Source organism: Kitasatospora sp. NPDC101183, assembly GCF_044767945.1.
In the GTDB taxonomy this organism is placed as follows: Bacteria; Actinomycetota; Actinomycetes; order Streptomycetales; family Streptomycetaceae; genus Kitasatospora.
Window position 1 is genome coordinate 41,324 of sequence record NZ_JBIWOW010000035.1, and the last position, 25,411, is coordinate 66,734.

General features: G+C 73.3%; 23 protein-coding genes and 1 riboswitch. Of the genes, 11 read left to right on the top strand and 12 right to left on the bottom strand.

Going from position 1 to position 25,411, the window contains the following annotated elements:
• Window positions 1-104 precede the first annotated feature (104 nt).
• From thiC to ACIRRS_RS34250, 4 genes are all read right to left on the bottom strand, one after another.
• Window positions 105-1,931 carry a phosphomethylpyrimidine synthase ThiC gene (gene thiC, locus ACIRRS_RS34235; protein WP_402979479.1) on the bottom strand — a complete coding sequence of 609 codons (1,827 nt, stop codon included), beginning with the start codon at window positions 1,929-1,931 and terminating at the stop codon, window positions 105-107.
• Window positions 1,927-2,061, bottom strand: a riboswitch (TPP riboswitch). Its footprint overlaps the gene before it by 5 nt.
• Before the next feature lie 190 nt (window positions 2,062-2,251).
• On the bottom strand, window positions 2,252-2,452 hold the full coding sequence (locus ACIRRS_RS34240; RefSeq protein WP_402979482.1) for a DUF5326 family protein: 201 nt from the start codon (window positions 2,450-2,452) through the stop codon (window positions 2,252-2,254).
• Window positions 2,453-2,665: 213 nt separating this feature from the next.
• Entirely contained in the window at window positions 2,666-3,334 is a 669-nt protein-coding gene (gene tenA / locus ACIRRS_RS34245) for a thiaminase II (protein ID WP_402979485.1), read from the bottom strand.
• A gap of 19 nt (window positions 3,335-3,353) precedes the next feature.
• The gene (locus ACIRRS_RS34250; RefSeq protein WP_402979488.1) at window positions 3,354-3,671 is read right to left on the bottom strand and encodes a cupin domain-containing protein; all 318 of its coding nucleotides are present in this window, start codon (window positions 3,669-3,671) and stop codon (window positions 3,354-3,356) included.
• Window positions 3,672-3,787: 116 nt separating this feature from the next.
• Between ACIRRS_RS34250 and ACIRRS_RS34255 the strand changes: the two genes are divergently transcribed.
• A complete protein-coding gene (locus ACIRRS_RS34255) occupies window positions 3,788-4,168 on the top strand; it encodes a phage holin family protein (protein WP_402979563.1) in 381 nt (126 codons plus the stop codon).
• A gap of 98 nt (window positions 4,169-4,266) precedes the next feature.
• Here the strand turns inward: ACIRRS_RS34255 and ACIRRS_RS34260 are convergent, their stop codons facing one another.
• Window positions 4,267-4,695 (bottom strand): SsgA family sporulation/cell division regulator, encoded by a 429-nt coding sequence (locus tag ACIRRS_RS34260; RefSeq protein ID WP_402979491.1) that lies wholly within the window; start codon window positions 4,693-4,695, stop codon window positions 4,267-4,269.
• Between the two features lie 228 nt (window positions 4,696-4,923).
• Window positions 4,924-5,736 carry an IclR family transcriptional regulator gene (locus ACIRRS_RS34265; RefSeq protein WP_402979494.1) on the bottom strand — a complete coding sequence of 271 codons (813 nt, stop codon included), beginning with the start codon at window positions 5,734-5,736 and terminating at the stop codon, window positions 4,924-4,926.
• A gap of 200 nt (window positions 5,737-5,936) precedes the next feature.
• Between ACIRRS_RS34265 and ACIRRS_RS34270 the strand changes: the two genes are divergently transcribed.
• On the top strand, window positions 5,937-6,479 hold the full coding sequence (locus tag ACIRRS_RS34270; RefSeq protein ID WP_402979497.1) for an NUDIX domain-containing protein: 543 nt from the start codon (window positions 5,937-5,939) through the stop codon (window positions 6,477-6,479).
• 21 nt (window positions 6,480-6,500) lie between these two features.
• Here the strand turns inward: ACIRRS_RS34270 and ACIRRS_RS34275 are convergent, their stop codons facing one another.
• The 4 genes from ACIRRS_RS34275 to ACIRRS_RS34290 form a co-directional block, all read right to left on the bottom strand.
• A complete protein-coding gene (locus ACIRRS_RS34275) occupies window positions 6,501-8,021 on the bottom strand; it encodes a globin domain-containing protein (protein WP_402979500.1) in 1,521 nt (506 codons plus the stop codon).
• A gap of 222 nt (window positions 8,022-8,243) precedes the next feature.
• Window positions 8,244-9,518 carry a dihydrolipoamide acetyltransferase family protein gene (locus ACIRRS_RS34280; RefSeq protein WP_402979566.1) on the bottom strand — a complete coding sequence of 425 codons (1,275 nt, stop codon included), beginning with the start codon at window positions 9,516-9,518 and terminating at the stop codon, window positions 8,244-8,246.
• Window positions 9,518-10,534, bottom strand: coding sequence for an alpha-ketoacid dehydrogenase subunit beta (locus tag ACIRRS_RS34285; RefSeq protein WP_402979503.1), 1,017 nt, complete (start codon window positions 10,532-10,534; stop codon window positions 9,518-9,520). Before ACIRRS_RS34285 ends, ACIRRS_RS34280 begins: the two co-directional genes overlap by 1 nt.
• Window positions 10,534-11,667, bottom strand: a complete 1,134-nt coding sequence (locus ACIRRS_RS34290; RefSeq protein ID WP_402979505.1) for a thiamine pyrophosphate-dependent dehydrogenase E1 component subunit alpha — start codon at window positions 11,665-11,667, stop codon at window positions 10,534-10,536. Before ACIRRS_RS34290 ends, ACIRRS_RS34285 begins: the two co-directional genes overlap by 1 nt.
• Before the next feature lie 165 nt (window positions 11,668-11,832).
• Here ACIRRS_RS34290 and ACIRRS_RS34295 point away from each other — a divergent pair, with 165 nt between their 5' ends.
• Window positions 11,833-12,279 carry an Lrp/AsnC family transcriptional regulator gene (locus ACIRRS_RS34295; RefSeq protein WP_402979507.1) on the top strand — a complete coding sequence of 149 codons (447 nt, stop codon included), beginning with the start codon at window positions 11,833-11,835 and terminating at the stop codon, window positions 12,277-12,279.
• On the opposite strand, the gene ACIRRS_RS34300 is transcribed toward ACIRRS_RS34295, so the two are convergent.
• A complete protein-coding gene (locus ACIRRS_RS34300) occupies window positions 12,276-12,860 on the bottom strand; it encodes a TetR/AcrR family transcriptional regulator (RefSeq protein WP_402979510.1) in 585 nt (194 codons plus the stop codon). The genes ACIRRS_RS34295 and ACIRRS_RS34300 overlap by 4 nt on opposite strands.
• 144 nt (window positions 12,861-13,004) lie before the next feature.
• On the opposite strand from ACIRRS_RS34300, the gene ACIRRS_RS34305 reads away from it, so the two are divergent.
• The 3 genes from ACIRRS_RS34305 (at window position 13,005) to ACIRRS_RS34315 (ending at window position 17,793) form a co-directional block, all read left to right on the top strand.
• Window positions 13,005-14,273 carry a hypothetical protein gene (locus tag ACIRRS_RS34305; protein WP_402979521.1) on the top strand — a complete coding sequence of 423 codons (1,269 nt, stop codon included), beginning with the start codon at window positions 13,005-13,007 and terminating at the stop codon, window positions 14,271-14,273.
• Between the two features lie 186 nt (window positions 14,274-14,459).
• Entirely contained in the window at window positions 14,460-16,160 is a 1,701-nt protein-coding gene (paaN, locus tag ACIRRS_RS34310; RefSeq protein ID WP_402979532.1) for a phenylacetic acid degradation protein PaaN, read from the top strand.
• A 142-nt stretch (window positions 16,161-16,302) separates the two neighbouring features.
• Window positions 16,303-17,793 (top strand): FAD-dependent monooxygenase, encoded by a 1,491-nt coding sequence (locus ACIRRS_RS34315; RefSeq protein ID WP_402979544.1) that lies wholly within the window; start codon window positions 16,303-16,305, stop codon window positions 17,791-17,793.
• Between the two features lie 63 nt (window positions 17,794-17,856).
• Here ACIRRS_RS34315 and ACIRRS_RS34320 read toward each other — a convergent pair whose 3' ends face one another.
• Complete coding sequence (locus tag ACIRRS_RS34320; RefSeq protein WP_402979547.1) at window positions 17,857-18,414, bottom strand: CGNR zinc finger domain-containing protein; 558 nt, start codon at window positions 18,412-18,414, stop codon at window positions 17,857-17,859.
• A 268-nt stretch (window positions 18,415-18,682) separates the two neighbouring features.
• Between ACIRRS_RS34320 and ACIRRS_RS34325 the strand changes: the two genes are divergently transcribed.
• The 5 genes from ACIRRS_RS34325 (at window position 18,683) to ACIRRS_RS34345 (ending at window position 25,321) form a co-directional block, all read left to right on the top strand.
• Entirely contained in the window at window positions 18,683-20,839 is a 2,157-nt protein-coding gene (locus tag ACIRRS_RS34325) for a protease pro-enzyme activation domain-containing protein (protein WP_402979549.1), read from the top strand.
• A 255-nt stretch (window positions 20,840-21,094) separates the two neighbouring features.
• Window positions 21,095-22,135 carry an XRE family transcriptional regulator gene (locus tag ACIRRS_RS34330; RefSeq protein WP_402979552.1) on the top strand — a complete coding sequence of 347 codons (1,041 nt, stop codon included), beginning with the start codon at window positions 21,095-21,097 and terminating at the stop codon, window positions 22,133-22,135.
• Between the two features lie 178 nt (window positions 22,136-22,313).
• Entirely contained in the window at window positions 22,314-22,787 is a 474-nt protein-coding gene (locus ACIRRS_RS34335) for a VOC family protein (RefSeq protein WP_402979555.1), read from the top strand.
• A gap of 47 nt (window positions 22,788-22,834) precedes the next feature.
• Complete coding sequence (locus ACIRRS_RS34340; protein ID WP_402979557.1) at window positions 22,835-23,746, top strand: pyridoxamine 5'-phosphate oxidase family protein; 912 nt, start codon at window positions 22,835-22,837, stop codon at window positions 23,744-23,746.
• Between the two features lie 237 nt (window positions 23,747-23,983).
• Window positions 23,984-25,321, top strand: a complete 1,338-nt coding sequence (locus ACIRRS_RS34345; RefSeq protein ID WP_402979560.1) for a peptidoglycan-binding protein — start codon at window positions 23,984-23,986, stop codon at window positions 25,319-25,321.
• Window positions 25,322-25,411: the final 90 nt, after the last annotated feature.

The following is a 25,411-nucleotide window of genomic DNA, read 5'->3' on the forward strand; positions in this document are numbered from 1 at the left end:
TGTCCTCCTGGGTAGGGCCCGACCCCACGCTACCGGCTGACGAGCAGGCGCTGCCCCAGGACATCCTCTTCGGCGCCCCGGGACAGCACCGTCATCAGTCCTCGTCAGTCCGCCAGCGGCAGGTAGACCCTGTTGCCCTGGGCCGCGAACTCGGCGGACTTCTCGGCCATGCCGGCGATGGCCTCGGCGTCGAAGCCGCTGTTCACGGCCGTGGAGCCCCCACCGTGTTCGTCGCGGATCTTCTGGGAGATCTTCATCGAGCAGAACTTCGGGCCGCACATCGAGCAGAAGTGGGCCGTCTTGGCGGGTTCGGCGGGGAGGGTCTCGTCGTGGAAGTCGCGGGCGGTCTCCGGGTCGAGGGCCAGGTTGAACTGGTCCTCCCAGCGGAACTCGAAGCGGGCGTCGGAGAGGGCGTCGTCCCAGGCCTGGGCGCCGGGGTGGCCCTTGGCGAGGTCGGCGGCGTGGGCGGCGATCTTGTAGGTGATCACGCCGGTCTTGACGTCGTCGCGGTTGGGCAGGCCCAGGTGCTCCTTGGGCGTGACGTAGCAGAGCATCGCGGTGCCCCACCAGGCGATCATCGCGGCGCCGATGCCCGAGGTGATGTGGTCGTAGCCGGGGGCGACGTCGGTGGTGAGGGGGCCGAGGGTGTAGAACGGCGCCTCGTCGCAGATCTCCTTCTGGAGATCCATGTTCTCCTTGATCTTGTGCATCGGGACGTGGCCCGGGCCCTCGATCATCACCTGGACGTCGCGCCCGCGGGCGATCCGGCCGAGCTCGCCGAGGGTCTGCAGCTCGGCGAACTGCGCCTCGTCGTTGGCGTCGGCGATGGAGCCGGGGCGCAGCCCGTCACCGAGGGAGAAGGTGACGTCGTAGGCGGCGAGGATGTCGCAGAGCTCCTCGAAGTTGGTGTAGAGGAAGTTCTCCTTGTGGTGCGCGAGGCACCAGGCCGCCATGATCGAGCCGCCGCGCGAGACGATGCCCGTCTTGCGGCGCGCGGTGAGCGGGACGTAGCGCAGCAGCACGCCCGCGTGGACGGTCATGTAGTCGACGCCCTGCTCGCACTGCTCGATGATCGTGTCGCGGTAGACGTCCCAGCTGAGCTCCTCGGCCCGGCCGTCGACCTTCTCCAGGGCCTGGTAGAGCGGCACGGTGCCGATCGGCACAGGGGAGTTGCGCAGGATCCACTCGCGGGTGGTGTGGATGTTGCGGCCGGTGGAGAGGTCCATGACGGTGTCGGCGCCCCAGCGGGTGGCCCAGGTCATCTTCTCCACCTCCTCCTCGATCGAGGAGGTGACGGCGGAGTTGCCGATGTTGGCGTTGATCTTCACCAGGAAGTCGGTGCCGATGATCGCCGGCTCGACCTCCGGGTGGTTCACGTTGACCGGGATGACGGCCCGGCCGCGGGCGACCTCGGCGCGCACGAACTCCGGCTCCAGGCCCTCGCGCAGGGCGACGAACTCCATCTCCGGCGTCACTACGCCCCGCTTGGCGTAGGCGAGTTGGGTGACGGCGACACCGTCGCGGCCGCGCAGCGGGCGGCGCGGGCGGCCGGGGAAGACGGCGTCGAGGTTGCGCAGGTCGCCGCCGCGCGGGGAGGTGTGCCGGATGCCGTCGTCCTCGGGGCGCGCCTCGCGGCCGTCGTACTCCTCGACGTCGCCGCGCTGGCGGATCCACGCGTCGCGCAGGGGCGGGAGGCCTCGGCGCACGTCGGCCTCGTAGGCCGGGTCGGTGTACGGGCCGGAGGTGTCGTACAGCGGGACGGTCCGGCCGTTGGTGAGGACCACCTCGCGGTACGGGACGCGCAGGTCGGGGCGGGAACCCTCGCGGTGGGCCTTGCGCCAGGCCGGGGTGGGGTAGCCGGTGCCGGAACTGTCGGGGGTGGTGGTCCCCGCGCGCCGGGCAGACTGCGGCTGTGCTTCGAACGTGGTCATCGGACCTCATACTCCCTACGCCGGCATTACCCGGTCAGGTTCCTGCGGTCGACGCAGCGTTCGGTCCGTCCGTCGACGGTCCGGTCAGCGCCCTCTCAGCCCGGTGCTCCGAGCTCCCGCGTCGCAGGCGGTGTTGCCTGCACATGACGCCCAACACCGTAGCGAGCCGATCCCCACAGGTCCAGACGGCGAACAGAACGGCGAACGGAACAGCGAACGGAACAGCGGACGGAACGGCGGACGGCTCCAGCGACGCCCGAGGCCCGGCTCCCCGGGTGCGGGGGCCGGGCCTCAGGGGCGCGGTCGGTCGGGCCGGCGGCTCAGCTCTTGGCCGCCTTCTTCACCAGGACGACCACGGCGGCGGCGATGCCGACCACCACCAGCAGCTTGATCACGATGCTCAGCACCGCGCCGACGATGCCGAACACGAAGCCGATGATGTTCCAGGCCAGGATCAGCACCAGCACCGGAACGACGATGTTGCGCACCCAGGAGGGCAGCGACTTCCAGAACTCAGCCATGTCGGTTCCTCTTCTCCCCTCGGGCCGGCTGCCGTCCGGTGCCGCATCCCGCTTGCTTTCGGTACTTCGATCGTACGGTGACACTTGCGCCGGAACGAGGCCCAACGGCCCGGAGAGAACCCCGATATCACCCCGACCCCGGCCCCCGGGGTGACCCCCGACGAACACCCCGAGAACGGGCCCGCGAGCCCGTGACGACGGCCCCCGCGCAGGTCAGACCGGCCAGCGCTCCCCGCGCCAGGCCGCGTCCCAGAACATCCACTCGTACCGCGAGGTGGTCGTGAAGTGCTCGACCATCCGGCGCCGTTCGGCCTCGGACAGTTCCTCCCCGATCCGGTCGGTGAGCGCCAGCACCCGCCGCACCACCGACTGGAAGGCCTCGTCCCCGTACGTCGCGATCCACTTGGCGTACAGCGGGTCGGGGGAGCCCTGGGCGAGCAGCGCCTCGCCGACCCGGGCGTAGATCCAGTAGCAGGGCAGCACCGCGCCGAGCGCCTCGGCGAAGGAGCCGCCGTAGACGGTGGCCAGCAGGTAGCTGGTGTAGGCCCGGGTGGTGGGCAGCACCGGCTCGGCGGCGGCCCGGTCGGCGCTGCCGCCGAAGGCGGTGAGGAACTCGGCGTGCATGCCCTGCTCGGCGGCGAGCGCGCCGACCGCGTCGTCCGCGAAGGCCCGGACGTCCTCCTCGCCGGGCGCCTTGGCCGCGCAGACGGCGAGCGCGCGGGCGTAGTCGCGCAGGTAGTGCGAGTCCTGGACGACGAAGTGGCGGAACGCCTCGCGGGGGAGGGTGCCGTCGGTGAGGCCGCCGAGGAAGGGGTGGGCGAGGATCTCCGCGTAGACCGGCTCGATCGACGCCCAGAGCTCATCAGTCAGGGTACGGGTCATGCGAACGACCCTACGGGGGTCAGTCCTCGGGCGGCGAGAAGACCACCAGCACCCGCAGCTCCTCGGTGATGTGGTGGAAGCGGTGCGGGGTGCCGGCGGGCACGTACACGACGGTGCCGCGCCCGACCGCCGCCGTCTCGGAGCCCACCGTCAGCTCGGCCCGGCCGCTGACCACCTGGTAGATCTCGTCCTGGTCGTGCGCGGTCTGGGTGTCGGTCGCGCCCGGCGGGAGCGCGTACAGCCCGGCGGACATCCGCGGCTCGCGCAGGAACCGCAGGTACGCGCCGTCGTTGGCCGCCCTCTCCGCGTCCAACTCGTCCAGCCGGAACAGCTTCACCGTCGCACCCCTCCGTTCGGCACCGCGTCGTCCACCTCCGGGACCAGGGGCATTCAACACCAACTCGTCCGGTGGGAGCTTCCCACCGGGCCGGGCTCCTGCCAGGCTTGGGCGGCATGAAGGGTTTTGTCATCAAGACACTGATCAACGCGGCGGCCATCTGGGTCGCCGCCTGGATCGTCAGCGGCATCCAGCTCGCTCAGGGCAAGGCCGACTGGCAGCACAAGGCGCTGACGGTGCTCGGCGTCGCGGTCGTGTTCGGCGTCGTCAACTGGCTGATCAAGCCGGTGGTGAAGCTGTTCTCGTTCCCGTTGTTCATCCTCACACTGGGGTTGATCACCTTCGTGATCAACGCCCTGATGCTGTTGCTGACCTCGTGGGCGTCGCACAAGCTCGAACTTGACTTCCACGTCACCGGGTTCGGATCGGCGCTGATCGGCGCGCTGATCATCAGCCTGGTGTCCTGGGGCCTGCACCTGGCCCTGGACGACGACTGACCGCCCGCCGTGCGCCGACGCGCGGCCCTGAGGCCCTGAGGCCCGTGCCCGGGTACGTCCACCGGGTACGGGCCCCTCCGTCGCGTCGGCCCCACCGCTCACCCCGCGTGGCCCCGGCCGCTGAGGATGTCGGCGAGCTGGGCGTCGAGCTCGCGGGTGGTGATCTCCTGCCCCATCGGCACCAGCCGGTCGGTGCGCGCCAGGAAGGCGATCAGCGGCGCCGCCGAGGAGCGCAGCACGGCGTCGCCGCCGGGTGCGCGCAGGACGAGGCAGACCTCGGTGAGCTCCTCACCGTAGGGGTGGATGTGCACGTCACCCTCGCCGGAGGGCCTGCTGAGGCCGTCCAGCAGCAGCTCGCGGGCGAACACCCAGGTGACGGGCTGGTCGCCGGGCAGGTGGAACGTGAAGCGGACGGCGTACGGGTCGCCGGGGGCGTACTCCAGGTCGACCACGATGCTGAACGTGAGCTCGGGGGAGACCACGAGACCCATCGCCAGGTGGCCCTGGACGGTCGTGCTGTGCTGCATGGCGCCAGTACCTCTCACTCTGCCCGGTCGCGGGACGCCTCCGTCCCGCCGGCGGCCGGGCATGTTTTCGACGGTTTCGTGCAGTAGATCCACGATTTCGTGCAACCAGTCCACATTCGACCTTCATCGTCCACGTTTGGGGAGGTCATGGACAAGGTGTGCTTTTTCAAATGGTGAACGAGCGTGAACCCCGGGCGGACGGGCTGTCAAGAGCGCCTGCCCCCAAGGTCAGAGCACGAACGTCCGGCTCATCGCCCCGACGCTGCGCCGCAGTTGGCCGGCCGCCGTGGTCAACCGGTCGGCCTGCTCCACCGGCAGGGAGATCGCCATGGTGGCGACCACCGGGCCGATGGTGATCGGCACGGCCGCGCAGACGGTGCCCAGCGCGTACTCCTGGCGCTCCAGGACGGGCATGGTGGGCCGCTGCGCCGCGAGCCGGCGCAGCACGGCGGCGTCCCGGGTGAAGGTCGACGGGGTGAGGCCGACCGGCGGGTGGCGGGCGAGGTGGTCGCGCCGCTCCTCCTCGGGCAGCTGGCCGAGCAGGCACTGGCCGATGGCGTGGGCGTGCGCGGTGGCCCGGAGGTCCGCCCAGGGCGGCACGGCCGGGCGGGCCTCGTCCTGCGCTATCTCGACCAGCTGCACCTCGCCGTCCTGGTAGCGGGCGAAGTAGACGGCCGCCCCGAGCTCGTCCCGCAGTCGGCGCATCCCGCCGCGGAGGTCCAGCCCGTCGGCCTGCCGGTCGTCGGCGCGGCCGATGCCGTTCACCGACTCCCCGTAGTGGAACCGGCCGTCCACCCGCCGCAGGTAGCCCTCGTGGGCGAGGGTGCGCAGCAGGTGGTAGGCGGTGCCCAGGGGCAGGCCGGCGGTGCGGGCGAGCTGCTTGGCGGTGGCGCCGTGCCGGAACCCGCCGACCGCCTCCAGCAGGCGCAGGGCCCGCTGGACGGAGCCGATCAGGGTCGGGCCCCGGTCGGCCGGCCGCGGTGCGGGGCCGTGCGCCGTCCGTCTCGGACCGCTCCCAGGCGGTTCCGCGCTCTGCTCCATGGCCACCCCAGCCCCCCGCCCCAGTCCGTCGCACCGGTCCGCGCCCAGCCGGGAGAGGCGGAGCGCAGGCTCCGCTTCGTCCGGCGGCTGCCCATTGCAGCACAGCGGCGGCCCGAACGGACGCACCCACCCGGGTCGGCGTTTCGACGCCGCGCCCGCGCGGGAGACTCCCGCACAACGCTCCCGCCCCGGAGGTGGCCATGGGCACCGACAACCGCACTCCGCCACCGCGCCCGGTCGTGAAGCGCACCGCCCGCGCGATCCTGCTGGAGCTGGACCGCGAGGACCCGTACGGCCCGGCCTCGATCGTGCTGATCCGCAGGGTCCGGCCCGGCTCCCCGCACCCGTACTGGATCACGCCGGGCGGCGGGGTGGAGCGGGAGGACCGCACGGTGGTCGAGGCGCTGCACCGCGAGGTGTCGGAGGAGCTCGGCGGCACGGTCGTGGACGTGGTGCCCGCCTTCGTCGACACCATCAGCCACACCCACCACGACGACGGGACGCTGCTGCACCCGCACGGGGTCAAGGTGCAGCACTTCTTCGTGTGCCGGCTGGCCTCGATGGACCTCAGCCGCCGCCACGGGCCCGAGGTGGACGAGCCCAACGGCGAGTACGAGGTGGTCCGGCTGCCCTTCACCCGCGAAGGGGTCACCTCGGTCAACATCGTCCCGCCCCGCCTGCGGGCGTACCTGGCGGCCAACATCGAAGGCGTCCGCGCCCTCCTCGCTCCCGACCTTGCCTAGGCCCTGGACCTCGCATAGGCCCTAGGCCAACTCCCCCACCAGGTCGTGCCGGATGCGCTCGGCCGGCACCCCCGCGTCCAGCAGCACCGCGACGCCCCGGCGCACCATCGCGGGCGGGCCGCTGAGCAGTGCCTCCCGGCCCGGCCAGGGGCCGAACCGGCCGACGACCTCGGGGAGTTCGCCGGTGAGCGCGCCCATGGCCGGACCGGTGCCGGAGAGCACCGGGCGCACCGTCAGCCAGGGGTGGCGCGCGGCCAGCCGGCGCAGCCCGTCCAGCTCGTACAGGTCGGCGGCGCCGCGGGCCCCGTAGAACACCTCGACGACGCGGCCGCCGACCGGGCCGTGGGCGGCGACCTCCTCGACCAGCGCCCGGACCGGCGCGATGCCGGTGCCGCCGGCCAGGCAGAGCAGGTCGGCCCCGGCGCGGTGGTCGACGGTCATGGTGCCGGCCGCCGGGCCGAGCCGCAGGACGTCCCCGGGCGCGGCCCGGTGCACCAGCGCGTTGCTCACCCAGCCCGCCTGGACGGCCTTGACGTGGAAGGTCAGCAGCCCGTCGGGGCGGGGCGCGGAGGCGAAGGAGTAGTGCCGCCAGACCCTCGGCCACCAGGGCGTCTCCAGGCTGCAGTACTGCCCGGCGCGGTACGGGTAGGCCTGGTCGGGGCGGACGGTGACCACCGCGACGTCCCGGGTCGGCCGCTCGTGGCGCACCACCTCGCCCTGCCACCAGGGCGGGGAGGTGAGGGCGGCCTCCTCGGCGGCCTCGATCATGATGGTGGAGATCAGCAGGTAGGCGCGGCGCCAGGCCAGTTCGGTGTCGGCGTCCCACCGGCCGCCCGCGTACCGGGCGAGGGCCTGCACCAGGCACTCCCCGACCGGCGCGTAGTGGCCGGTCAGCGTGCCGTAGCGGCGGTGGCCCCGGCCGAGCCCGCCGAGGTGGGCGCGCAGCGCCACCGGGTCCTCGGCGCCGCGGGCGGCGGCCAGCAGGGCGCGGAAGAGGCGGTCGCGCTGGACGTCCATCGCGGCGGGGAAGAGCGGGCGGACCTCGGGGTGGTGCAGGAAGAGCAGCGCGTAGAAGTGCGCGGTGGCACGGTCGGCGACCGGCTCGACGACGGCGAGGCTGGCCCGGATCAGCTCGATGTCCCGGGCGGTGATGGGCAGTTCGACGGCCGCACCGACGGCGAGGGCCGCGACCCGCGCCGGAGAAACAGGTTCGGCGACGGGCGGCGCCGACCAGGCGTTGCTCCAACTGTCACCGGGTCCGGCCCAGTTGAGCCCCGGTGCGTCGGCGAACAGCGGCTGGAAGGCAGGGGCGGTGCCGGTGCCGCTGCCGGTGGTCGCGGGCTGCTCGGGGTAGCTGGGCGCGGGGACGGCCGGCGGGTGGGCCGGCGGCTCCGGGTACGAGGTGTACGCGGGCTGGACGGACTGGTCGGGCTCCGGCTCGACCGGTGCCGCCGCCGGGGCCGCCTCCGGCAGGCCCGGGACGGAGGAGACCCCCGCCGAGCCGTGCCCGGTGCGGATCAGGAGCGTTCTGCGGGACTTCACCGCGACATTTCGAGTACCCAAGAGAATCGTTTCGCCTCCGGCCGACCAGCGCCATCACCTGGTTTCTTCTCCTGCTGGCGCCTAGGCAGCGTGGCATGCGCGAACTGCTCATCCGACAAATCGCGCGAAGCCCGGACACCCGGCCCCGGAACGCGCTACTCTCACTCGATCTGCGGTCGCCCTGTGTGCCGAGCAGCACACCCAGGGCGACCGCAGCGCGTCCTACAGCTGCCGCAGCAGCATCCCCGGCTGCTCCACGCAGTCCGCCACGAACCGCAGGAAGCCGCCGGCCGTCCCGCCGTCGCAGACCCGGTGGTCGAAGGTGAACGACAGCTGGGTGACCTCGCGCACCGCCAACTGCCCCTGGAACACCCAGGGTTTGGCGACGATCCGGCCGACGCCGAGCATCGCCGCCTCCGGGTGGTTGAGGATCGGCGTGGAGCCGTCCACCCCGAACACGCCGTAGTTGTTCAACGTGAAGGTGCCGCCGGTCAGTTCGCCCGGTGTCAGCGATCCGGCCCGCGCCGCCTCCGTCAACCGGCCCAGCTCCTCGACGAGTTGCTCGGTGCTGCGCGCCTGCGCGTCCCGCACCACCGGGACGACGAGGCCGCGCTCGCCCTGGGCGGCGAAGCCCAGGTGCACCGCGCGGTGCCGCAGGATGCCCGAACCATCCTCCGTCACACTGGAGTTGAGATCCGGGAAGCGGGCCAGCGCCACGGTGCAGATCCGGGCGAGCAGCGCCAGCACGCTCACCTTCGGCCCGGGCGTGGCGTTCAACTGCCGTCGCAGCGCCATCAGTTCGGTGGCGTCGGCATCCACCCAGCAGGTGGCGGCGGGGATCTCCCGGTGGCTGCGGCCGAGCTTCTCCGCGACCGCCTTGCGCAGCCCGCGCAGCGGGACGACCTCTCCCGTGGGAGCAGACGCCGCCCCCTTCGCCTCCCCCTTCGCCGCTCCCTTCGCCGCGACAGCCCGTTCGACGTCCGCCCGCATGATCAGCCCGTCCGGCCCGCTGCCCGCGAGCCCCGCGAGGTCCACCCCCTGCTCCCGGGCCAGCCGCCGCACCAGCGGCGAGATCACCGGCACCACGGCGGGAACCGTCACGGGCACCACCGGAGCCGCCTCGACAACGGAGGCGACGACGGCAGCAGCACCGACCCGACGCCGCCGCGCTCCCCGGCTCTCCGCGACCCCGTACCCCACCAGCGGCCGCTCCACCTCCACCGCCACGTCCAGGGCGGGGGAGCCGCCCGACGGCGCCACCGCGACCGTCACCAGCGGCGCGCCCACGGCGACCTCCTCGCCGACCTCCCCGTACCGCGCCGTCACCACCCCGCCGTACGGACAGGGCACCTCCACCACGGCCTTGGCCGTCTCCACCTCCACCACCGGCTGGTCGACCGCGATCACCTCGCCGACCTCGACCATCCAGCGCACCACCTCCGCCCCGGTGAGCCCCTCACCGAGGTCGGGCAGCCGGAACTCCCGCACGACGGGCATCATCCTCGGTCCTCCCACTGCAGCCGGGCGACGGCGTCCAGAATCCGGTCCACCCCGGGCAGGTGGTGGTGCTCCAGCATCGGTGGCGGATACGGCACGTCGAACCCGGTGACCCGCAGCACCGGCGCCTCCAGGTGGTGGAAGCAGCGCTCGGTGACCCGCGCGGCGATCTCCGCGCCGGTGCCGCCGAAGCCGCTCGCCTCGTGCACCACCACGGCCCGCCCGATCGAGCGCACCACCCGGCAGACCGTCTCGTCGTCGAAGGGCACCAGCGTGCGCAGGTCCAGCACCGCGAGGTCCCAGCCCTCGCTCCGGGCCGCCTCGGCCGCCTCCAGACAGACGGGCAGCGAGGGCCCGTACGTGATCAGCACGGCGGAGGTGCCGGGCCGCCGCAGCACCGCACGGCCGATCGGCTCCACCGGCGCCGCCGGGTCGAACTCCGCCTTGCCCCAGTACAGCCGCTTGGGCTCCAGGAAGACCACCGGGTCGTCGGAGGCGATCGAGGCGCGCAGCAGCCCGTACGCGTCCGCCACCGTCCCGGGGGTGACCACGTGCAGGCCGGGGGTGCTCGTGTAGTACGCCTCGGAGGCGTCGCTGTGGTGCTCGACCCCGCCGATGCCGCCGCCGTACGGGATGCGGACGGTGATCGGCAGCGGGAGCCGCCCCGCCGTGCGGTTGCGCATCTTGGCGACGTGCGAGAACAGCTGTTCCAGCGCCGGGTAGGCGAAGGCGTCGAACTGCATCTCGACCACCGGGCGCAGCCCGTACATCGCCATGCCGATCGCGGTGCCGAGGATGCCGGCCTCGGCGAGCGGGGTGTCCAGGCAGCGGTCGGGGCCGAACTCGGCGGTCAGGCCGTCGGTGATCCGGAAGACCCCGCCGAGCGCGCCGACGTCCTCGCCGAGCACGTGCACCGCCGGGTCCTCGCGCATGGCGTCGCGCAGCGCCGAGTTGAGCGCCTGCGCCATGCTGGCCGTACGCGTGCCGGCCGTACGGGCGGGAGCGGCCGTACCCATCACTCGGACACCTCCGCGTCCAGCTCGGCGGCCAGCTGGGCGGCCTGTTCCCGCAGCTGAGGGGTCTGCTCGGCGTAGACGTGGGTGAACAGCGCCATCGGATCCAGTTCTGGTTCCACGTGGAACTCCGCCCGCATCCGGGCCGCCAGTGCCTCCGCCTCGTCGGCCGCCCGCTGCACCAGCTCGTCGTCCAGCAGCCCGAGTCCGCGCAGCGCGCGGTCCATCAGCAGGATCGGGTCGTGCTCCCGCCAGGCCGCCACCTCGGGCTCGTCCCGGTAGCGGGTGGCGTCGTCGGCGTTGGTGTGCGCCTCGATCCGGTAGGTGAGCGCCTCGACGAGGGTCGGGCCGCCACCGCTGCGGGCGCGCTCGACGGCCTCGGTGAGCACGGCGTGCAGCGCGGGCGCGTCGTTGCCGTCGACCAGCCGGCCGGGCATCCCGTAGCCGACGGCCTTGTGGGCCAGGGTCGGCGCGGCGGACTGCGCGCTGAGCGGGACGGAGATGGCGTAGCCGTTGTTCTGCACCAGGAAGACCACCGGCGCCCCGAGCACGGCGGCGAAGTTCAGCGCCTCGTGGAAGTCGCCCTCGCTGGTGCCGCCGTCGCCGAGCATGGCGAGCGCGACCAGCGGATCCCCGCTCAGCCGGGCGGCGTGCGCCAGGCCGACGGCGTGCGGGGCCTGGGTGGCGAGCGGGGTGCAGAGCGGGGCGGTGCGGGTGGCGCGCGGGTCGTAGCCGGTGTGGGCGTTGCCGCGCAGCAGGGTCAGCGCCTCCAGCGGATCGACGCCCCGGGAGACCACGGCGAGGGTGTCGCGGTAGCTGGGGAAGAGCCAGTCGTTCTCGCCGAGCACCAGCGCGGCGGCGACCTGGCAGGCCTCCTGGCCGGTGGAGGCCGGGTAGACGGCGAGGCGGCCCTGCTTGGTGAGGGTGGTGGCCTGCTGGTTGTAGCGGCGGCCGATCACCAGGCGCCGGTACAGCTCCCGCAGCAGGGCGGGGTCGTGCTTCTCCAGCGCGGGGGTGCCGATCGAGCGGACGGGGGAGACGTCCGGGAGGAAGGGGGCCGGGTCGGTGCGCGGGGCGGTGGCCCCGGGCAGCCAGCCGGGGACGCCCGTGTGGTGTCTGTGGTCGAGAACGGTCATCTCGGGGCACCTCCTGAGGGTGGCGGGGGCTCCCTACCGATTGTTCGGTCGTCTGTTCATCTTGACCAGAAGCGTGACAAGGTGGTGGACATTCGGCCGCAGGAACGGTCGACTGGTGGCAGTGCGTCCAATCGTCGGGTGTGGGGGGTCATGTCGGCTGAACAGATGTCCAGACTCGACCGGGTCGACCGGTCGATCCTGCGGCTGCTGCAGCAGGACGGCCGTGCCTCCATCCGCTCGGTGGCCGAGCGGGTGCACGTGTCCCGGGCGAACGCCTACGCCCGGATCTCCAGGATGGTCGAGGACGGCGTCATCCGCGGCTTCACCGCCAGGGTGGACCACGAACGGGCCGGTCAGGGCGCGTCCGCGTACATCACGCTGAAGATCGTCCAGAACTCCTGGCGCACCGTGCGCGAGCAGTTGCTGGAGCTGCCCGGGGTCGCCCACATCGCACTGGTCGGCGGGGACTTCGACGTGCTGCTGCTCGTCCACACCGCCGACAACCACGCCCTGCGGGAGCTGGTGCTCAACCGCATCCAGTCCATCCCGCAGGTGCTCGGCACCCGCACCATGCTGATCTTCGAGGAGACCGACCAGGTCCCGCCCGACTAACGGGCGCGCAGCCCGTCGAAGGCCAGGTGCACCACCGCGTCGGCCACGCCGTCCGCCGCCTTCAGACCCGGTCGGTACCACTCCACGATCGAGTTGATCATCCCGAACAGCAGCCGGGTCGCCAGCCGGGGCTCCACGTCCACCCGCAGCGCCCCGTCCGCGACGGCCGCCCGCAGCAGCTCCGCCACCTGGTGGTCGAACTCCCGCCGCCGCTCCAGCGCCCACTGCTCGGTGACGGTGTTGCCGCGCACCCGCAGCAGCAGCGTCACGTACGGCAGCTCCTCCAGCAGCACCTCCGCGGTGCGCCGCACCACGTGCTCCAGCCGCTCCACCGCCGGGCCCTGGACGGCCGCCGGCTCGGCGAGGATCGCGAACAGCCCGTCCAGCGCCCGCCCGACCGCCAGCCGCAGCAGCTCCTCCTTGCCGCGCACGTGGTGGTAGATGGACGACTTGGAGATCCCGGCCGCCCGCGACAGGTCCTCCATCGAGGTCCCGTCGTAGCCGCGCTCGTTGAACACGTCGACGGTCACCGCGAGCAGCGACTCGACGGTGTAGGCGGTGCGCGTGGTGTGATCGGCCATCCTCCGAGTATCCCCGCCGCCCCGGCCCCGCACGCGATCGGGTCCGCCGCCGTCCCACGGTGGAGACACTCCCTGGACGATCTGAGCGGAACGCCTAGACTCTGCGGACGATCCTCCACGTCCAGCGAGCTGGAGCCACGGCTGATGAACCCCATACCGGCAGTCGCCTCCGACGCCCCCGAGCAGCGCGGCGGGGAGCCGGCGGCCGCCGAGGCCACGTGGCAGGACCGCGGCCGCGCCCTGGTGATCCGGTTCGGCCCCGCCGTCTGGTGCTACGCCCTGCTCAAGCTGATCGGCTTCACCGTCTTCATGAAGCTGCTCTCCTTCTCCGGCGAGTACGCGAAGAAGCCGGCCCGCTTCGGCGGCGGCACCAACCCCTGGGACGTCCTGGCCAGCTGGGACGGCTGGTGGTACCAGCAGGTCGCCCAGTTCGGCTACCACCCGGCCCTCGTCGCCGTCCCCGGCGCGACCACCGGGTTCACGGTCGAGCAGAACTCCGCGGCCTTCTTCCCGCTCTACCCGGGCCTGATGCGGCTGACCTCGGACGTCACCGGCCTCGGCCTGTACGGCGCCGGGATGCTGGTCTCGGTCGTGGCCTCGCTGTTCGCCGCCGCCGGGATCTACGCCGTGGTGGAGAAGCTGTCCGGCGACAACCGGGCGGGCGTGATCGCGGCCGGGATCTGGGCGATAGCCCCGGGCTCCGGCGCCGAGTGGGCGATCTACTCGGACTCCACCTTCGTCGCCCTGGCCACCTGGGCCTGCTACTGCGTGATGACCAAGCGCTGGGTCGCGGCCGGGGCGATCACCCTGGTCGCCGGGCTCAACCGGCCGACCGCCGCCGCCCTGATCGGCGCGGTGGGCCTGGCCGCGCTGGTGGAGCTGTGGCGGCGCGAGAGCGGCGTGCTGCGCCCGCTGGCCGGAATGCTCCTGGCCCCGCTGGGCCTGCTCGGCTACGTGGCGTGGGTCGGCTGGCGCACCGGCGAGTGGGGCGGCTACTTCCGGCTGCAGCACGACGCCTGGTTGCACTACTTCGACTGGGGCCAGGGCACCTGGGCCGCGATGCGCGGCGTGCTGCTGGGCCGCTCCGACTACCCGTTCGCCTTCCCGGTGCCGGACCTCTTCGCGACCCTGATCGTGCTCGGCCTGCCCGTGCTGCTGGCCCTGCTGATCCGGCTGCGCCCGCCGCTGGTGCTGATCGCCTACACCCTGGCCACGATCGTCTCGGTGCTCGGCAGCCTCGGCATCTTCGGCAACGTCTCGCGCTACCTGCTGCCGGCGTTCCCGCTGTTCGTGCCGCTGGCGATCGGGATGCGCAAGCTCAGCTGGCCGGTGCTGGCCACGATCCTGGGCACCGGGGCGATCGCCTCCGGCTGGTACGGCGGCTACATGATCTTCGAACTCGGCGTGCCGTAAACCGGCGTGCCGTAAAGCCGTGGAGCATGCCTGACGGCACCGCGCGAACCCGGCCCGAAGGGGCGCGTCCGATCCGGACACGCCCCTTCGCGCTTCCCGGAATCCGTCCCCCACGCCCCCTTTCGCCGACCGATCGTTCGGTTACTCTGTGACGTGTCCCCTTCCTCCCTCCTGAGGAGCGCACCGATGTCCGCAGCGGTCACCCACCCCTTCGTCGCCGAGCTGGTCGAGCGCCACCAGGCCACCCTGGACGCCGCCCTCGACGCCGCCGCCAAGCGCGACTACTGGTCGCCGTACCCCGAGTTCCCGAAGGCCTACGGCGAGAGCGGCCCGGCGGACGGCAAGGCCGCCTTCGACGCCCTGCTCGGCAAGCCCTTCGCCCTCGACGGCCACCCCACCGACGGCGACCTCGTCGGCGGCGAGGCCTCCCCGTACGGCGTCGAGCTCGGCGTGACGTACCCGCACGCCGCCCCGGACGCCCTGATCGCCGCGCTCCGCACCGCGCAGCCCGCCTGGGCCGCCGCCTCCCCGCTGGAGCGCGCCGCCGTCAGCCTGGAGATCCTGAAGCGGATCAACGCCCGCTCCCACGAGTTCGCCCAGGCCGTGATGCACACCACCGGCCAGGCGTACGGCATGGCCTTCCAGGCCGGCGGCCCGCACGCCCAGGACCGGGGCCTGGAGGCCGTCGCCTACGCCTACGCCGAGCAGACTCGCCTGCCGCAGCGGGCCTCCTGGACCAAGCCGCAGGGCAAGCGCGACCCGCTGACGATGACCAAGGAGTTCACCGTCGTCCCGCGCGGCCTCGCCCTGCTGATCGGCTGCAACACCTTCCCCACCTGGAACGGCTACCCGGGCCTGTTCGCCTCCCTCGCCACCGGCAACCCCGTCCTGGTCAAGCCGCACCCGCGCGCCGTCCTGCCGCTCGCCCTGACCGTACGGACCGCCCGCGAGGTGCTGGCCGAGGCCGGCTTCGACCCGAACCTGGTCTGCCTGGCCGCCGAGCACGAGGGCGGCACCGTCGCCCAGGCCCTCGCCGTCCACCCCGAGGTCAGGCTGATCGACTACACCGGCTCCACCGCCTTCGGCGACTGGCTGGAGGAGAACGCCCGCCAGGCGCAGGTCTACACCGAGAAGGCCGGCGTCAACGCGGTGGTGATCGACTCCACCGACGACTACAAGGGCATGCTCGGCAACCTGGCCTTCGCCCTCTCCCTCTACAGCGGCCAGATGTGCACCACCCCGCAGAACCTGCTGATCCCGCGCACCGGCATCTCCACCGACCAGGGCGACAAGTCCTTCGACCAGGTCGTCGCCGACCTCGGCGCCGCCATCGAGGGCCTGCTCTCCGACGACGCCCGCGCCTGCGCGATCCTCGGCGCCGTGGTCAACCCGGGCGTGCTCCAGCGCTCGGCCGCGGCCGCCGGCGGCGAGTACGGAGAACTCGCCCTCGCCCCGCGCGCGGTGACCTCCCCGGAGTTCCCCGGCGCGACGCTGCGCACCCCCGCCCTCGTCAAGCTGGACGCCGACAAGCCGGACGACCGCACCGTGCTGCGCAGCGAGTGCTTCGGCCCCGTCTCCTTCGCCGTGGCCGTCGAATCCGCCGCCGCCGCCGTGGAGTTGCTGCGCACCACCGTCCGCGACAAGGGCGCGATGACGGCCACCGGCTACACCACCTCGCCCGAGGTGGAGGCCGCCCTGGTCGCCGCCGTCCTGGACGCCGGCGTCTCGCTCTCGCTCAACCTGACGGGCGCGGTCTACCCCAACCAGACCGCCGCCTTCTCCGACCTGCACGGCACCGGCGCCAACCCGGCCGCCAACGCCGCGTACTGCGACGGCGCGTTCGTCGCCAACCGGTTCCGCACGGTGGAGATCCGCCGCCCCAGCTGAGCCCCGCTCGCGTCCGGCCCCCGGTGCCTCCCGGCCACCGGGGGCCCGGCGGTTCACAGCGTGCGCGGCGCCCGCGATGATGGAGGCTGGGAGAACGCCGGACACGGCGTCCAACCGCCCTCCGAACACCGGGAGCTGACAGATGTCCGTGAAGCCGACGACCGAAACCGACGTCCTGATCGTCGGTGCAGGGCCCACCGGGCTGCTGCTGGCCGGCGACCTCGCCGCCGCCGGCGTCGGCGTCACCGTCCTGGAGAAGCGCGGCGCCGAGTCCAACCTCACCCGCGCCTTCGCCGTGCACGCCCGCAGCCTCGAACTCCTCGACGCCCGCGGCCTCGCCGACGCCCTCATCGCCACCGGCCGCCCGCTGACCGAGCTGCGGCTGTTCGGCCGCTTCGGCGTCGACCTCTCGACCCTGCCGACGCGGTTCCCGTTCGTGCTGATCACCCCGCAGTACAACGTCGAGCGCCTGCTGCAGGAGCGCGCCGAGAAGGCCGGCGCCACCGTGCTGCGCGGCGCCGAGGTCACCGGCCTGCGCCAGGACACCGACTCCGTGACGCTGGAGACCGCCGACGGCTCCGTCCACCGCGCCCGGTACGCCGTCGGCACCGACGGCGTCCACTCGGCCGTCCGCGAGCTGCTCGGCATCCCCTTCCCCGGCGAGGCGGTGGTCGACTCGGTGATGCTCGCCGACGTCCGCCTGGCCAACGAGCCCGCCGACGGCATCACCGCCGGAGCGAGCGCCAAGGGCTTCGCCTTCACCGTCCCCTTCGGCGACGGCTGGTACCGGCTGATCGCCTGGGACCGCAACGAGAAGGCCCCGGACGGCGCCGTCCCCTCCGCCGAGCAGCTCGCCGCCGTCGCCCAGGACGCCCTCGGCGAGGACCTGGGCATCGGCGAGGTCCGCTGGAGCTCCACCTTCCACAGCGACGAGCGCCAGGCGCCCAACTACCGCTCCGGGCGCGTCTTCCTGGCCGGCGACGCCGCCCACTGCCACTCCCCGGCCGGCGGCCAGGGCATGAACACCGGCCTCCAGGACGCCGCCAACCTGTCCTGGAAGCTCGCCGCCGCCCTGCGCGGCCACGCCACCGACGCCCTGCTGGACACCTACCAGAGCGAGCGGCACCCGGTCGGCAAGACGGTCCTGCGCACCTCGGGCGCGCTGATCCGCATCGCCCTCGCCGAGTCCGCCCCCACCCGCGCCCTGCGCGGCGCCCTCACCGCGCTGGGCAGCCACCTCGACCCGGTCGCCGAGCGCGGCGCCCGTACGGTCTCCGGCATCGGCATCTCCTACCCGGCGCCCAAGGACGCCCACCCCCAGGTCGGCAAGCGCGTCCCTGACCTGAGGCTGACCGCCCTCACCCGGCCCGAGGAGGGCGAGCCGGCTGGCCCCGAGCGGCTCTACGAGGCGCTGCGCGCCGGGAAGTTCGTCCTCGTCAGCAACGACGAGCCGACGGCCGCCGCCCCCTGGTCCGACGGGCTGGTCACCGCCGCCCCGGCCGACCCGCACGGCAAGCTGCGCGACACCGTCCTGCTGATCCGCCCGGACGGCTACGTCGCCTGGGGAGCCGTCGACCCGGGCCACGGCGAGCTGCGCGAGGCCCTCACCGAGTGGCTCGGCGCCCGCGACTGACGCACGCAACGACAGGGGGACCGACGCTCCACGGTCCCGCGCCGCACGGGCGCGGGACCGGGCTCAGCCCCTCGCCTTCACATAGTGCCGGGCCGCCTTGGCGCGGTTCCCGCACACCGCCATCCGGCACCAGCGCCGCCGCCCGTTCTGCGAGGCGTCGAAGAAGTGCAGGACGCACGCCTCGTGCGCGCACTGCTTGATCCGCGCCGCCCCCTGGGCCAGCAGCCCGAGCAGGTCGTCCGCGACGAGCCAGGGCGCGAGCCACTGCGGCCCGTCCGTCTCGATGCGCTCCTCGGGCCCGCCGGGGCCGGCCGTGCGCCTCAGGCGGCCGTGGTCGAGCAGCGCGTCCAGCCCGGCGCGGGCCTCGGGGCCCAACTCGCCCTTCCCGCTGATGTCCTGGAACGCCAAGGCGAGCGCCTCACGGGCGCCGAGGACGGCCTCCAGCCCGGCCGGGTCGGCCGCGCAGCGCCCGTCGAGGCCGTTCGAGGAGAGCCAGATCCCGTACCCCGGGACGCCGTCCAGCAGGTCGTTGAGGGGCGTTCCGGCCCAGCGCGTGTTGAGGAGGTCGAGCGCGAGCGGCTCGCCGATCAGGGGGCGGGGGTCGCGGGGGTCGGGGGTCACACCGGCCATCCTGCCCCCTCCGCTCGCGCCGGTTCAACGGGCCCGCCCGGGCCCCGGGACCGGTCTGGACCTGTTGAAGAACGGGATCCATTCACTGAATAAGACCCAAAGTCGTTGGCATGTCCACAGTTGACTGTTCTTTGTCAATCAATTGCCCGGGCATGGGCCACATCCCTGACCTGCTCTGTCATGTTCTGACCAGCGTTCAGAACACCCCGGAACGCGTGGCCCCTAGCCGGCCCCCACAGCCGGCCGAGGAGGAGTTCCCTTGCGCCCCCGCTCCCTCGCCCTTGCCGCGGCGATAGCCGTGCTGCCCCTGACCGCCGTCTCGCTCGGCATCCCCGCCGCGCAGGCCGCCTCCCCCAGCGCCGCCCCGCGCGTCGCCCTCCCGAACACCGTGAACCCGGCGGTGGCCCACTCGGAGAAGAAGGGCGACGTCCCCTCCGAACAGCAGATGACCGTGGCCGTCAGCCTCAAGCTGCGCGACACCGAGGGCCTCGACCGCTTCCTCGCCGCGGTCGCCACCCCCGGCACCCCCGAGTACGGGAGGTTCCTGACGCCCGAGCAGTTCACCGAGCGCTTCGGCCCGACCCGCGAGGCCGTCCAGCAGGTCAAGGACTACCTGGCCGGCCAGGGCCTGACCGTCACCGAGGTCAGCGCCAACCGCCAGGTCGTCAGCGCCCGCGGCAACGCCGCGCAGATCTCGCAGGCCTTCGCCACCCACGAGAGCGCGTACGTCGACCCGCAGCTCCAGCGCGCCTTCTTCGCGAACGACGCCGCCGCCTCCATCCCCTCCGACCTGGCCGCCGTGGTCCAGGGCGTCAGCGGCCTGGACAACCACGCGGTGCGCAAGAACCGCCTGGCCAAGCCGAACTCCGTCACGCCCCACGCCGCCACCGCGAGCCCCAGCGGCTACGGCCCGTCCCAGTACGACGGCGCCTACAACCTCAACAAGACCGGCGCCGACGGCACCGGCACCACCGTCGCCCTCTGGGAGTTCGACGGCTACACGTCCAACGACCTCACCACGTACGACTCGCAGTACGGCCTGAGCGGCCCGGCCGTCAGCACGGTCTCGGTGGACGGCGCGAACTACGACAGCGCCCCCGGCCAGGGCCAGGGCGAGGTCGAGCTGGACAGCGAGATCGTCCGCGGCGTGGCGCCCAAGGCCACCCAGCTCGTCTACGAGGCGCCCAACAGCGACCAGGGCGAGATCGACATGGCCAACAAGATCGTGGCCGACAACCGCGCCTCCGTCATCTCCATCTCCTGGGGCTCCTGCGAGCCGGACACCACCGCCGCCTCGATGACGGCCGTGGACAACGCCTTCAAGCAGGCCGCCGCCCAGGGCATCTCGATCTTCTCCGCCTCCGGCGACGACGGCTCCCGCGACTGCACCCGCTCCACCAGCGGCTCGACCGTCAAGGCCGTCGACTTCCCCGCCTCCAGCCCGCACCAGACCGGCGTCGGCGGCACCAACCTCCAGGTGAGCGGCACCAGTTACTCCTCGGAGTCCGCCTGGAGCACCGCCGGCGGCGGCGTCTCCACCGTGTTCGCCAAGCCGTCCTGGCAGACCGGCACCGGCGTCAGCGGCACCATGCGCACCGTCCCGGACGTCTCCTCCAACGCCGACCCGGCGAGCGGCTTCGCCATCTACACGGCCGGCGCCTGGAACGTCTACGGCGGCACCAGCGCGGCCGCGCCGCTGTGGGCGGGCTACGCGGCCCAGTTCAACCAGAAGGCCAAGGCCGCCGGGAAGCCGGTCCTCGGCGAGGCGAGCCCGCGCCTGTACTCCGTCGCCAACAGCAGCAGCTACGGCAGCGCGTTCCACGACGTCACCACCGGTGCCAACCAGGACTACTCGGCCGGCACCGGCTACGACCAGGTCACCGGCTGGGGCTCCCCGGTCGCCGACCAGCTGACCACCGCCCTCCTCGGCGGCGGCACCACCCCGCCGCCGCCCGGCGGCTGCACCGCCGCCCAGCTGATCGGCAACGGCGGCTTCGAGACCGGCACCGCCGCCCCGTGGACGGCCTCCTCCGGCGTGATCGACAACAGCTCCTCCGAGCCCGCCCACTCCGGCAGCTGGAAGGCCTGGCTGGACGGCTACGGCACCGCCCACACCGACACCCTGTCGCAGACCGTCTCCGTCCCGACCGGCTGCAAGTCCGCGACGCTCACCTTCTGGCTCCACATCGACACCGCGGAGACCGGCACCACCGCGTACGACAAGCTGACCCTCCAGGCCAACTCCACCACGGTGAAGACCTGGTCCAACGTGAACGCGGCCTCCGGCTACGTCCAGCAGACCGTGGACCTGACCTCCTTCGCCGGCCAGACCGTCACCCTCAAGTTCACCGGCACCGAGGACGGCTCCAACCAGACCAGCTTCGTGATCGACGACGTCGCCCTGAACGTCGGCTGACCACCCGCCGGTCGCACCACCGATGCCCCCGCCGGGGCGGCGCCCGAGTGGCCCGCCCCGGCGGTGTCCTGTTTCCGGGCTGTTTCAAGATCGATAACCCTGTGGTCGACCTGTCGTGACCCCTGTCATACGCGCGGCTGATGACGTAGCCTCTCAGCCGTGCATAGGGTTCCCCAAAGCTCGGTGAAGCCGCGGGCGGCGCACCCCGGCGTCGACCAGGTCCCACCGAATTCACCTGGTGGGGAGGGTCACCGCATGGCCGCACAGCAGCCTCAGGACTCCGCGCGACTCCGACTGGTCGGATCGCGCCCGGAGGCCCCGGGCCCGCCCGTTACCGTCCGTCCCCCCGTCCCAGCCCCCGCCGCAGCGCCCGTCCTGGTGCCGCCCGGCGGGCGTCCCGCCCCGGCCGGGGGCTTCGCAGACGCCCTCAACCTGGCCATCGAGGCCAGCGGCCTCAGCCTGGACCGCATCCGCGCCGCACTGGCCGGACGGGGCGTCAGGGTCAGTGTCACGACGCTGAGTTACTGGCGCCGCGGCCGCAGCCAGCCCGAGCGGGCCAGCTCGCTGCGCGCCGTCCACCTGCTGGAGGAGCTGCTCGGCCTGCCGCACAGCTCCCTGTCCGCCCTGCTCGGCCCGCCGCGCCCGCGCGGGCGCTGGGCCGCCGCCGCCAACACCTGCCACCTCGGCCTGGAGGACGTCTGGCCGGGGGAGGCGAACATCGCGGCGATCTTCGCCGAGCTGGACGCCCCGCCGGCCGGCGAGCTGGAGCGGCTGAGCATCCACGACTCGTACTACGTCGACGCCGAGCGGCGCGGCAACCTGCTGCGGATGCGCCAGGTGGTGCGCGCCACGGTCGGCGGCGTCGGCCGCTGCCTGGTCGTCCACATGGCCGACGAGGAGGCCGCCGGCTGCCCGGAGGTCACCTCGGTGCGGCACGGCCGGCTCGGCCGGGTCCGCCGCCGCCCGGAGGCCGGGCTGACGGTCGCCGAGCTGATGCTCGACCGCCCGCTCGGCCTCGGCGACAGCACCGTCTTCGAGTACGAGGTGGAGATCCCGCCCGGCGGCCCGACCACCGAGTACAGCCGCCGCTTCGCGACCCCGGTCCGCGAGTACGTGCTCCAGGTGCACTTCGACCCGGCCGCCGTCCCCGCGCACTGCGAGCGCTACGACCGCGAGGTCGGCGCCGACGTCGACCACCGCCGCGAGCAGCTCTGGATCGGCGCCTCCGCCAGCGCCCACGTCCTGGCCCCGGACCAGCAGCCGGGCCACATCGGCATCCGGTGGGAGTGGTCCTGACCGGCCGCACGCCCCCGAAGCCCCGTCGAACCCCGGTTCGACGGGGCTTTTCCATTGCCCGACTCCTAACCCCCGTACGACTCCGAACCGGTTGACGCCCCATCACCTAACCCCTAAAGTCGCTGATACCGGTTAGGCAGTCGCCGCCGGAGCCGCCCAGCTCCAGGAGTGATCAGGCATGTCCGGCACCATCGCCCCGCTCAAGTCCCTGCAGACCGGCCACATCGGGCTGAACGTCACCGACCTGGCCCGCTCGATCGCCTTCTACCGCGCCGTCCTCGGCCTCGACCTGGTCAGCGAGGGCACCGAGGACGGCCGCCGCTACGCCTTCCTCGGCCTCGACGGCCGCCTCGTCCTCACCCTCTGGCAGCAGAGCGAGGGCGCCTTCGCCACCGGCACCCCCGGCCTGCACCACCTCTCCTTCGAGGTCGAGGGCCTCGACGAGGTCCGCGCCGCCGAGGCCCTGCTGCGCGAGCTCGGCGCCGAGTTCGCCTACGACGGCGTCGTCCCGCACGGCGAGGGCTCCGCCTCCGGCGGCGTCTTCTTCACCGACCCGGACGGCATCCGGCTGGAGATCTACACCCGCACCGGCGTGGACGGCACCGGCGCCGAAGCCCCCACCACCGGCGCCCCGACCTGCGGGTTCTTCTAAACCTTCCTCCAGATCGGACGCCCGGCCGCGAAGGGAGCGCACGCACCATGACGACCGCCACCACGCCCTACCACCCCGGCGAGCGGGCCGCCCAGGCCCGGGCCGGCCGCACCGAGCGCGCCGACCACGCGGGCCGCTCCATCCGCACCACCGTCCCGGCCGTGGCCGCCGCCTTCCTGGCCGAACGGCGGACGCTGGTGCTCGCCGCCGCCGACCTCGACGGCCGGATCTGGGCCACCCAGCTGGCCGGCCCGGCCGGCTTCCTGCGGGCCCCCGACGACCGCACCATGACCGTCGCCGCCCTCCCGGCCGCCGCCGACCCGCTGGCCGAGGCGCTCGCCCGCCCGGCCCGGGTCGGCACCATCGCCCTGGACGCCGCCGGCCGCCGCCGGATGCGCCTCAACGGCCGCTCCCGCCCCGACGGCCGCGGCGCCCTGGAGATCACCGCCGAGGAGGTGGTCGCCAACTGCCCCAAGTACATCCAGCGCCGCACCCCGCTGGACCGCCCGGCCGCCGGCCCGCCCCGCGCCGTCGCCTCCGGCCCCGCGCTGACCACCGCCCAGCGCCTCGCCGCCGCCACCGCCGACACCTTCTTCGTCGCCACCACCGGCCCCGACGGCAGCGTGGACGCCTCCCACCGGGGCGGCCTGCCCGGCTTCCTGGAGGCCGTCGCGCCCGACCGGCTGCGCTGGCCGGAGTACCCGGGCAACAGCATGTTCCTCACCCTCGGCAACCTCGAGCTCGACCCGAGGGCCGGCCTGCTGCTGCCCGACTGGGAGAGCGGCGGGGCGCTGCTCGTCACCGGCGAGGCCCGCACCGACTGGTCCGAGGAGGCCCGGCGGGCCGCCCCCGGCGCCGAGCGGATGGTCGAACTGGCCGTCACCGGCGTGCTGGAAATCGCCGACGCGACCCCGCTCACCTGGACGGACCCGGAGTTCTCCCCGGCCATCCCTCACTGATCCCGGCGCCAGGCCCCCACTGATCACGCATCAGGTTCGTACGGCTACTACCTGCTCCGCCCGTCCCGCGCCACGCCCGGGAGCCAACTGGTTGTCACCCGCTCGGCTCAATCCGCCGCGCCCCGATCCGCCCGCTTTGGGACTTTGGTCCCGGTGACAGCGGAACCGGCCCGGGAAGGCCACTCCTGTCACGCCGTCAGGCCGTGACCAGGAAAGACCGCAGGAAAGAGGCGGAGCATGACCCTTACCGACCCCCTGTCCGCACTGCCCGTGTTCGACGAGATCGAACCGGCCGAGGACTGCATATGCGGGGGCTGCAGCGCCCGCCGCCGTGCCCGGCTGCACGCCGCCCCCGTCCACGAGGGCGGCCACGCCGCCTCCCGCAGCCTGCGCCGCCGCGCGGCCGTGGTGATGGCGGCCGTCGGCACCGCGATAGGCGGCGGAGCGGCCGCCGCCGGCACCGCCACCGCCGCCCCGTCCCCCGGCGCGGGAAGCGGCGGCAGCACCAGCTCCCAGACCCCGCAGTCCCCCCAGGGCGAGGTCAGCGGCCTGTACGGCCAGGCCCCCGGCGCCCAGCCCCGCACCTTCGCCGCCCCCCGCGCCGCCGCCGCGCCCGTCACCCGGGCCCAGATCCTCCAGCGCGCGCAGACCTGGGTCGACCAGGGCGTGCCGTACAGCATGAGCCGCTACTGGTCCGACGGCTACCGCCAGGACTGCTCCGGCTTCGTCTCGATGGCCTGGGGTCTCGGCACCAGCCAGACCACCTGGACCCTGCCGGACTTCGCCGAGCGGATCGGCAAGAACGACCTCCAGCCCGGCGACGTGCTGATCTACAACAACCCGTCCAACCCCCAGGCCGGTTCGCACGTGACGATCTTCGGCGGCTGGACGGACTCCTCCCGCACCAAGTACGTCGCCTACGAGCAGACCTCCCCGGGCACCAAGAAGCGCTCCACCCCGTACGCGTACTGGAACAACTCCTCCGGCTACGTCCCCTACCGCTACACCGGCCTGTCCGGCGGCAGCAGCGACGGCACCTCCTCCAGCGCCTTCCCCGGCGCGGACAAGTTCGGCCCCGGCGCCAACAACGCGTACGTGACCAAGCTCGGCCAGATGCTGGTGCAGCGCGGCGGCTCCCGGTTCTACTCCGAGGGCCCCGGCCCCCGCTGGGGCGAGGCCGACCGCAAGGCCACCCAGGCCTTCCAGCTCGCCCAGGGCTGGCGCGGCAGCGAGGCGGACGGCATCCCCGGCAAGGACACCTGGGCCTACCTGGTCGGCGGCAAGGGCCGCAACATCGACGGCGGCGCCCCGCTGCCCCCGCCGCCCACCACGGGGGCGCCGGCCTTCCCCGGGGCGCAGTACTTCGGCCCGGGCCAGAACAACGACCACGTCCGCCAGCTGGGCGAGCGGCTGGTCGCCAAGGGCTACGGCGGCGCGTACAGCGTCGGCCCCGGCCCGCAGTGGAGCGAGAGCGACCGCCGCAACGTCCAGGCCTTCCAGCAGGCCCAGGGCTGGACGGGCGCGGAGGCCGACGGCTACCCCGGCCCGGACACCTGGCGCCGCCTGTTCTCCTAGAACCAATGCCGGTGACTTTGGTGCCTGAGCCTCGTTGGTTGTGGTGTGGCGAGGGTGGGGCAGGTCAAGGCGCCTGCGGGTGAGCGGTTG

Excerpts from the sequence above, each read along its gene's own strand:
- ACIRRS_RS34330 (WP_402979552.1), top strand. The coding sequence starts at position 21,095 with ATGGCCGCACAGCAGCCTCAGGACTCCGCGCGACTCCGACTGGTCGGA.
- ACIRRS_RS34270 (WP_402979497.1), top strand. The coding sequence starts at position 5,937 with ATGGGCACCGACAACCGCACTCCGCCACCGCGCCCGGTCGTGAAGCGC.
- ACIRRS_RS34305 (WP_402979521.1), top strand. The coding sequence starts at position 13,005 with ATGAACCCCATACCGGCAGTCGCCTCCGACGCCCCCGAGCAGCGCGGC.
- ACIRRS_RS34240 (WP_402979482.1), bottom strand. The coding sequence starts at position 2,452 with ATGGCTGAGTTCTGGAAGTCGCTGCCCTCCTGGGTGCGCAACATCGTC.
- ACIRRS_RS34260 (WP_402979491.1), bottom strand. The coding sequence starts at position 4,695 with ATGCAGCACAGCACGACCGTCCAGGGCCACCTGGCGATGGGTCTCGTG.
- paaN (WP_402979532.1), top strand. The coding sequence starts at position 14,460 with ATGTCCGCAGCGGTCACCCACCCCTTCGTCGCCGAGCTGGTCGAGCGC.
- ACIRRS_RS34300 (WP_402979510.1), bottom strand. The coding sequence starts at position 12,860 with ATGGCCGATCACACCACGCGCACCGCCTACACCGTCGAGTCGCTGCTC.
- ACIRRS_RS34290 (WP_402979505.1), bottom strand. The coding sequence starts at position 11,667 with ATGACCGTTCTCGACCACAGACACCACACGGGCGTCCCCGGCTGGCTG.
- tenA (WP_402979485.1), bottom strand. The coding sequence starts at position 3,334 with ATGACCCGTACCCTGACTGATGAGCTCTGGGCGTCGATCGAGCCGGTC.
- ACIRRS_RS34315 (WP_402979544.1), top strand. The coding sequence starts at position 16,303 with ATGTCCGTGAAGCCGACGACCGAAACCGACGTCCTGATCGTCGGTGCA.
- ACIRRS_RS34345 (WP_402979560.1), top strand. The coding sequence starts at position 23,984 with ATGACCCTTACCGACCCCCTGTCCGCACTGCCCGTGTTCGACGAGATC.
- thiC (WP_402979479.1), bottom strand. The coding sequence starts at position 1,931 with ATGACCACGTTCGAAGCACAGCCGCAGTCTGCCCGGCGCGCGGGGACC.
- ACIRRS_RS34335 (WP_402979555.1), top strand. The coding sequence starts at position 22,314 with ATGTCCGGCACCATCGCCCCGCTCAAGTCCCTGCAGACCGGCCACATC.
- ACIRRS_RS34255 (WP_402979563.1), top strand. The coding sequence starts at position 3,788 with ATGAAGGGTTTTGTCATCAAGACACTGATCAACGCGGCGGCCATCTGG.
- ACIRRS_RS34295 (WP_402979507.1), top strand. The coding sequence starts at position 11,833 with ATGTCCAGACTCGACCGGGTCGACCGGTCGATCCTGCGGCTGCTGCAG.
- ACIRRS_RS34285 (WP_402979503.1), bottom strand. The coding sequence starts at position 10,534 with ATGGGTACGGCCGCTCCCGCCCGTACGGCCGGCACGCGTACGGCCAGC.
- ACIRRS_RS34280 (WP_402979566.1), bottom strand. The coding sequence starts at position 9,518 with ATGCCCGTCGTGCGGGAGTTCCGGCTGCCCGACCTCGGTGAGGGGCTC.
- ACIRRS_RS34340 (WP_402979557.1), top strand. The coding sequence starts at position 22,835 with ATGACGACCGCCACCACGCCCTACCACCCCGGCGAGCGGGCCGCCCAG.
- ACIRRS_RS34265 (WP_402979494.1), bottom strand. The coding sequence starts at position 5,736 with ATGGAGCAGAGCGCGGAACCGCCTGGGAGCGGTCCGAGACGGACGGCG.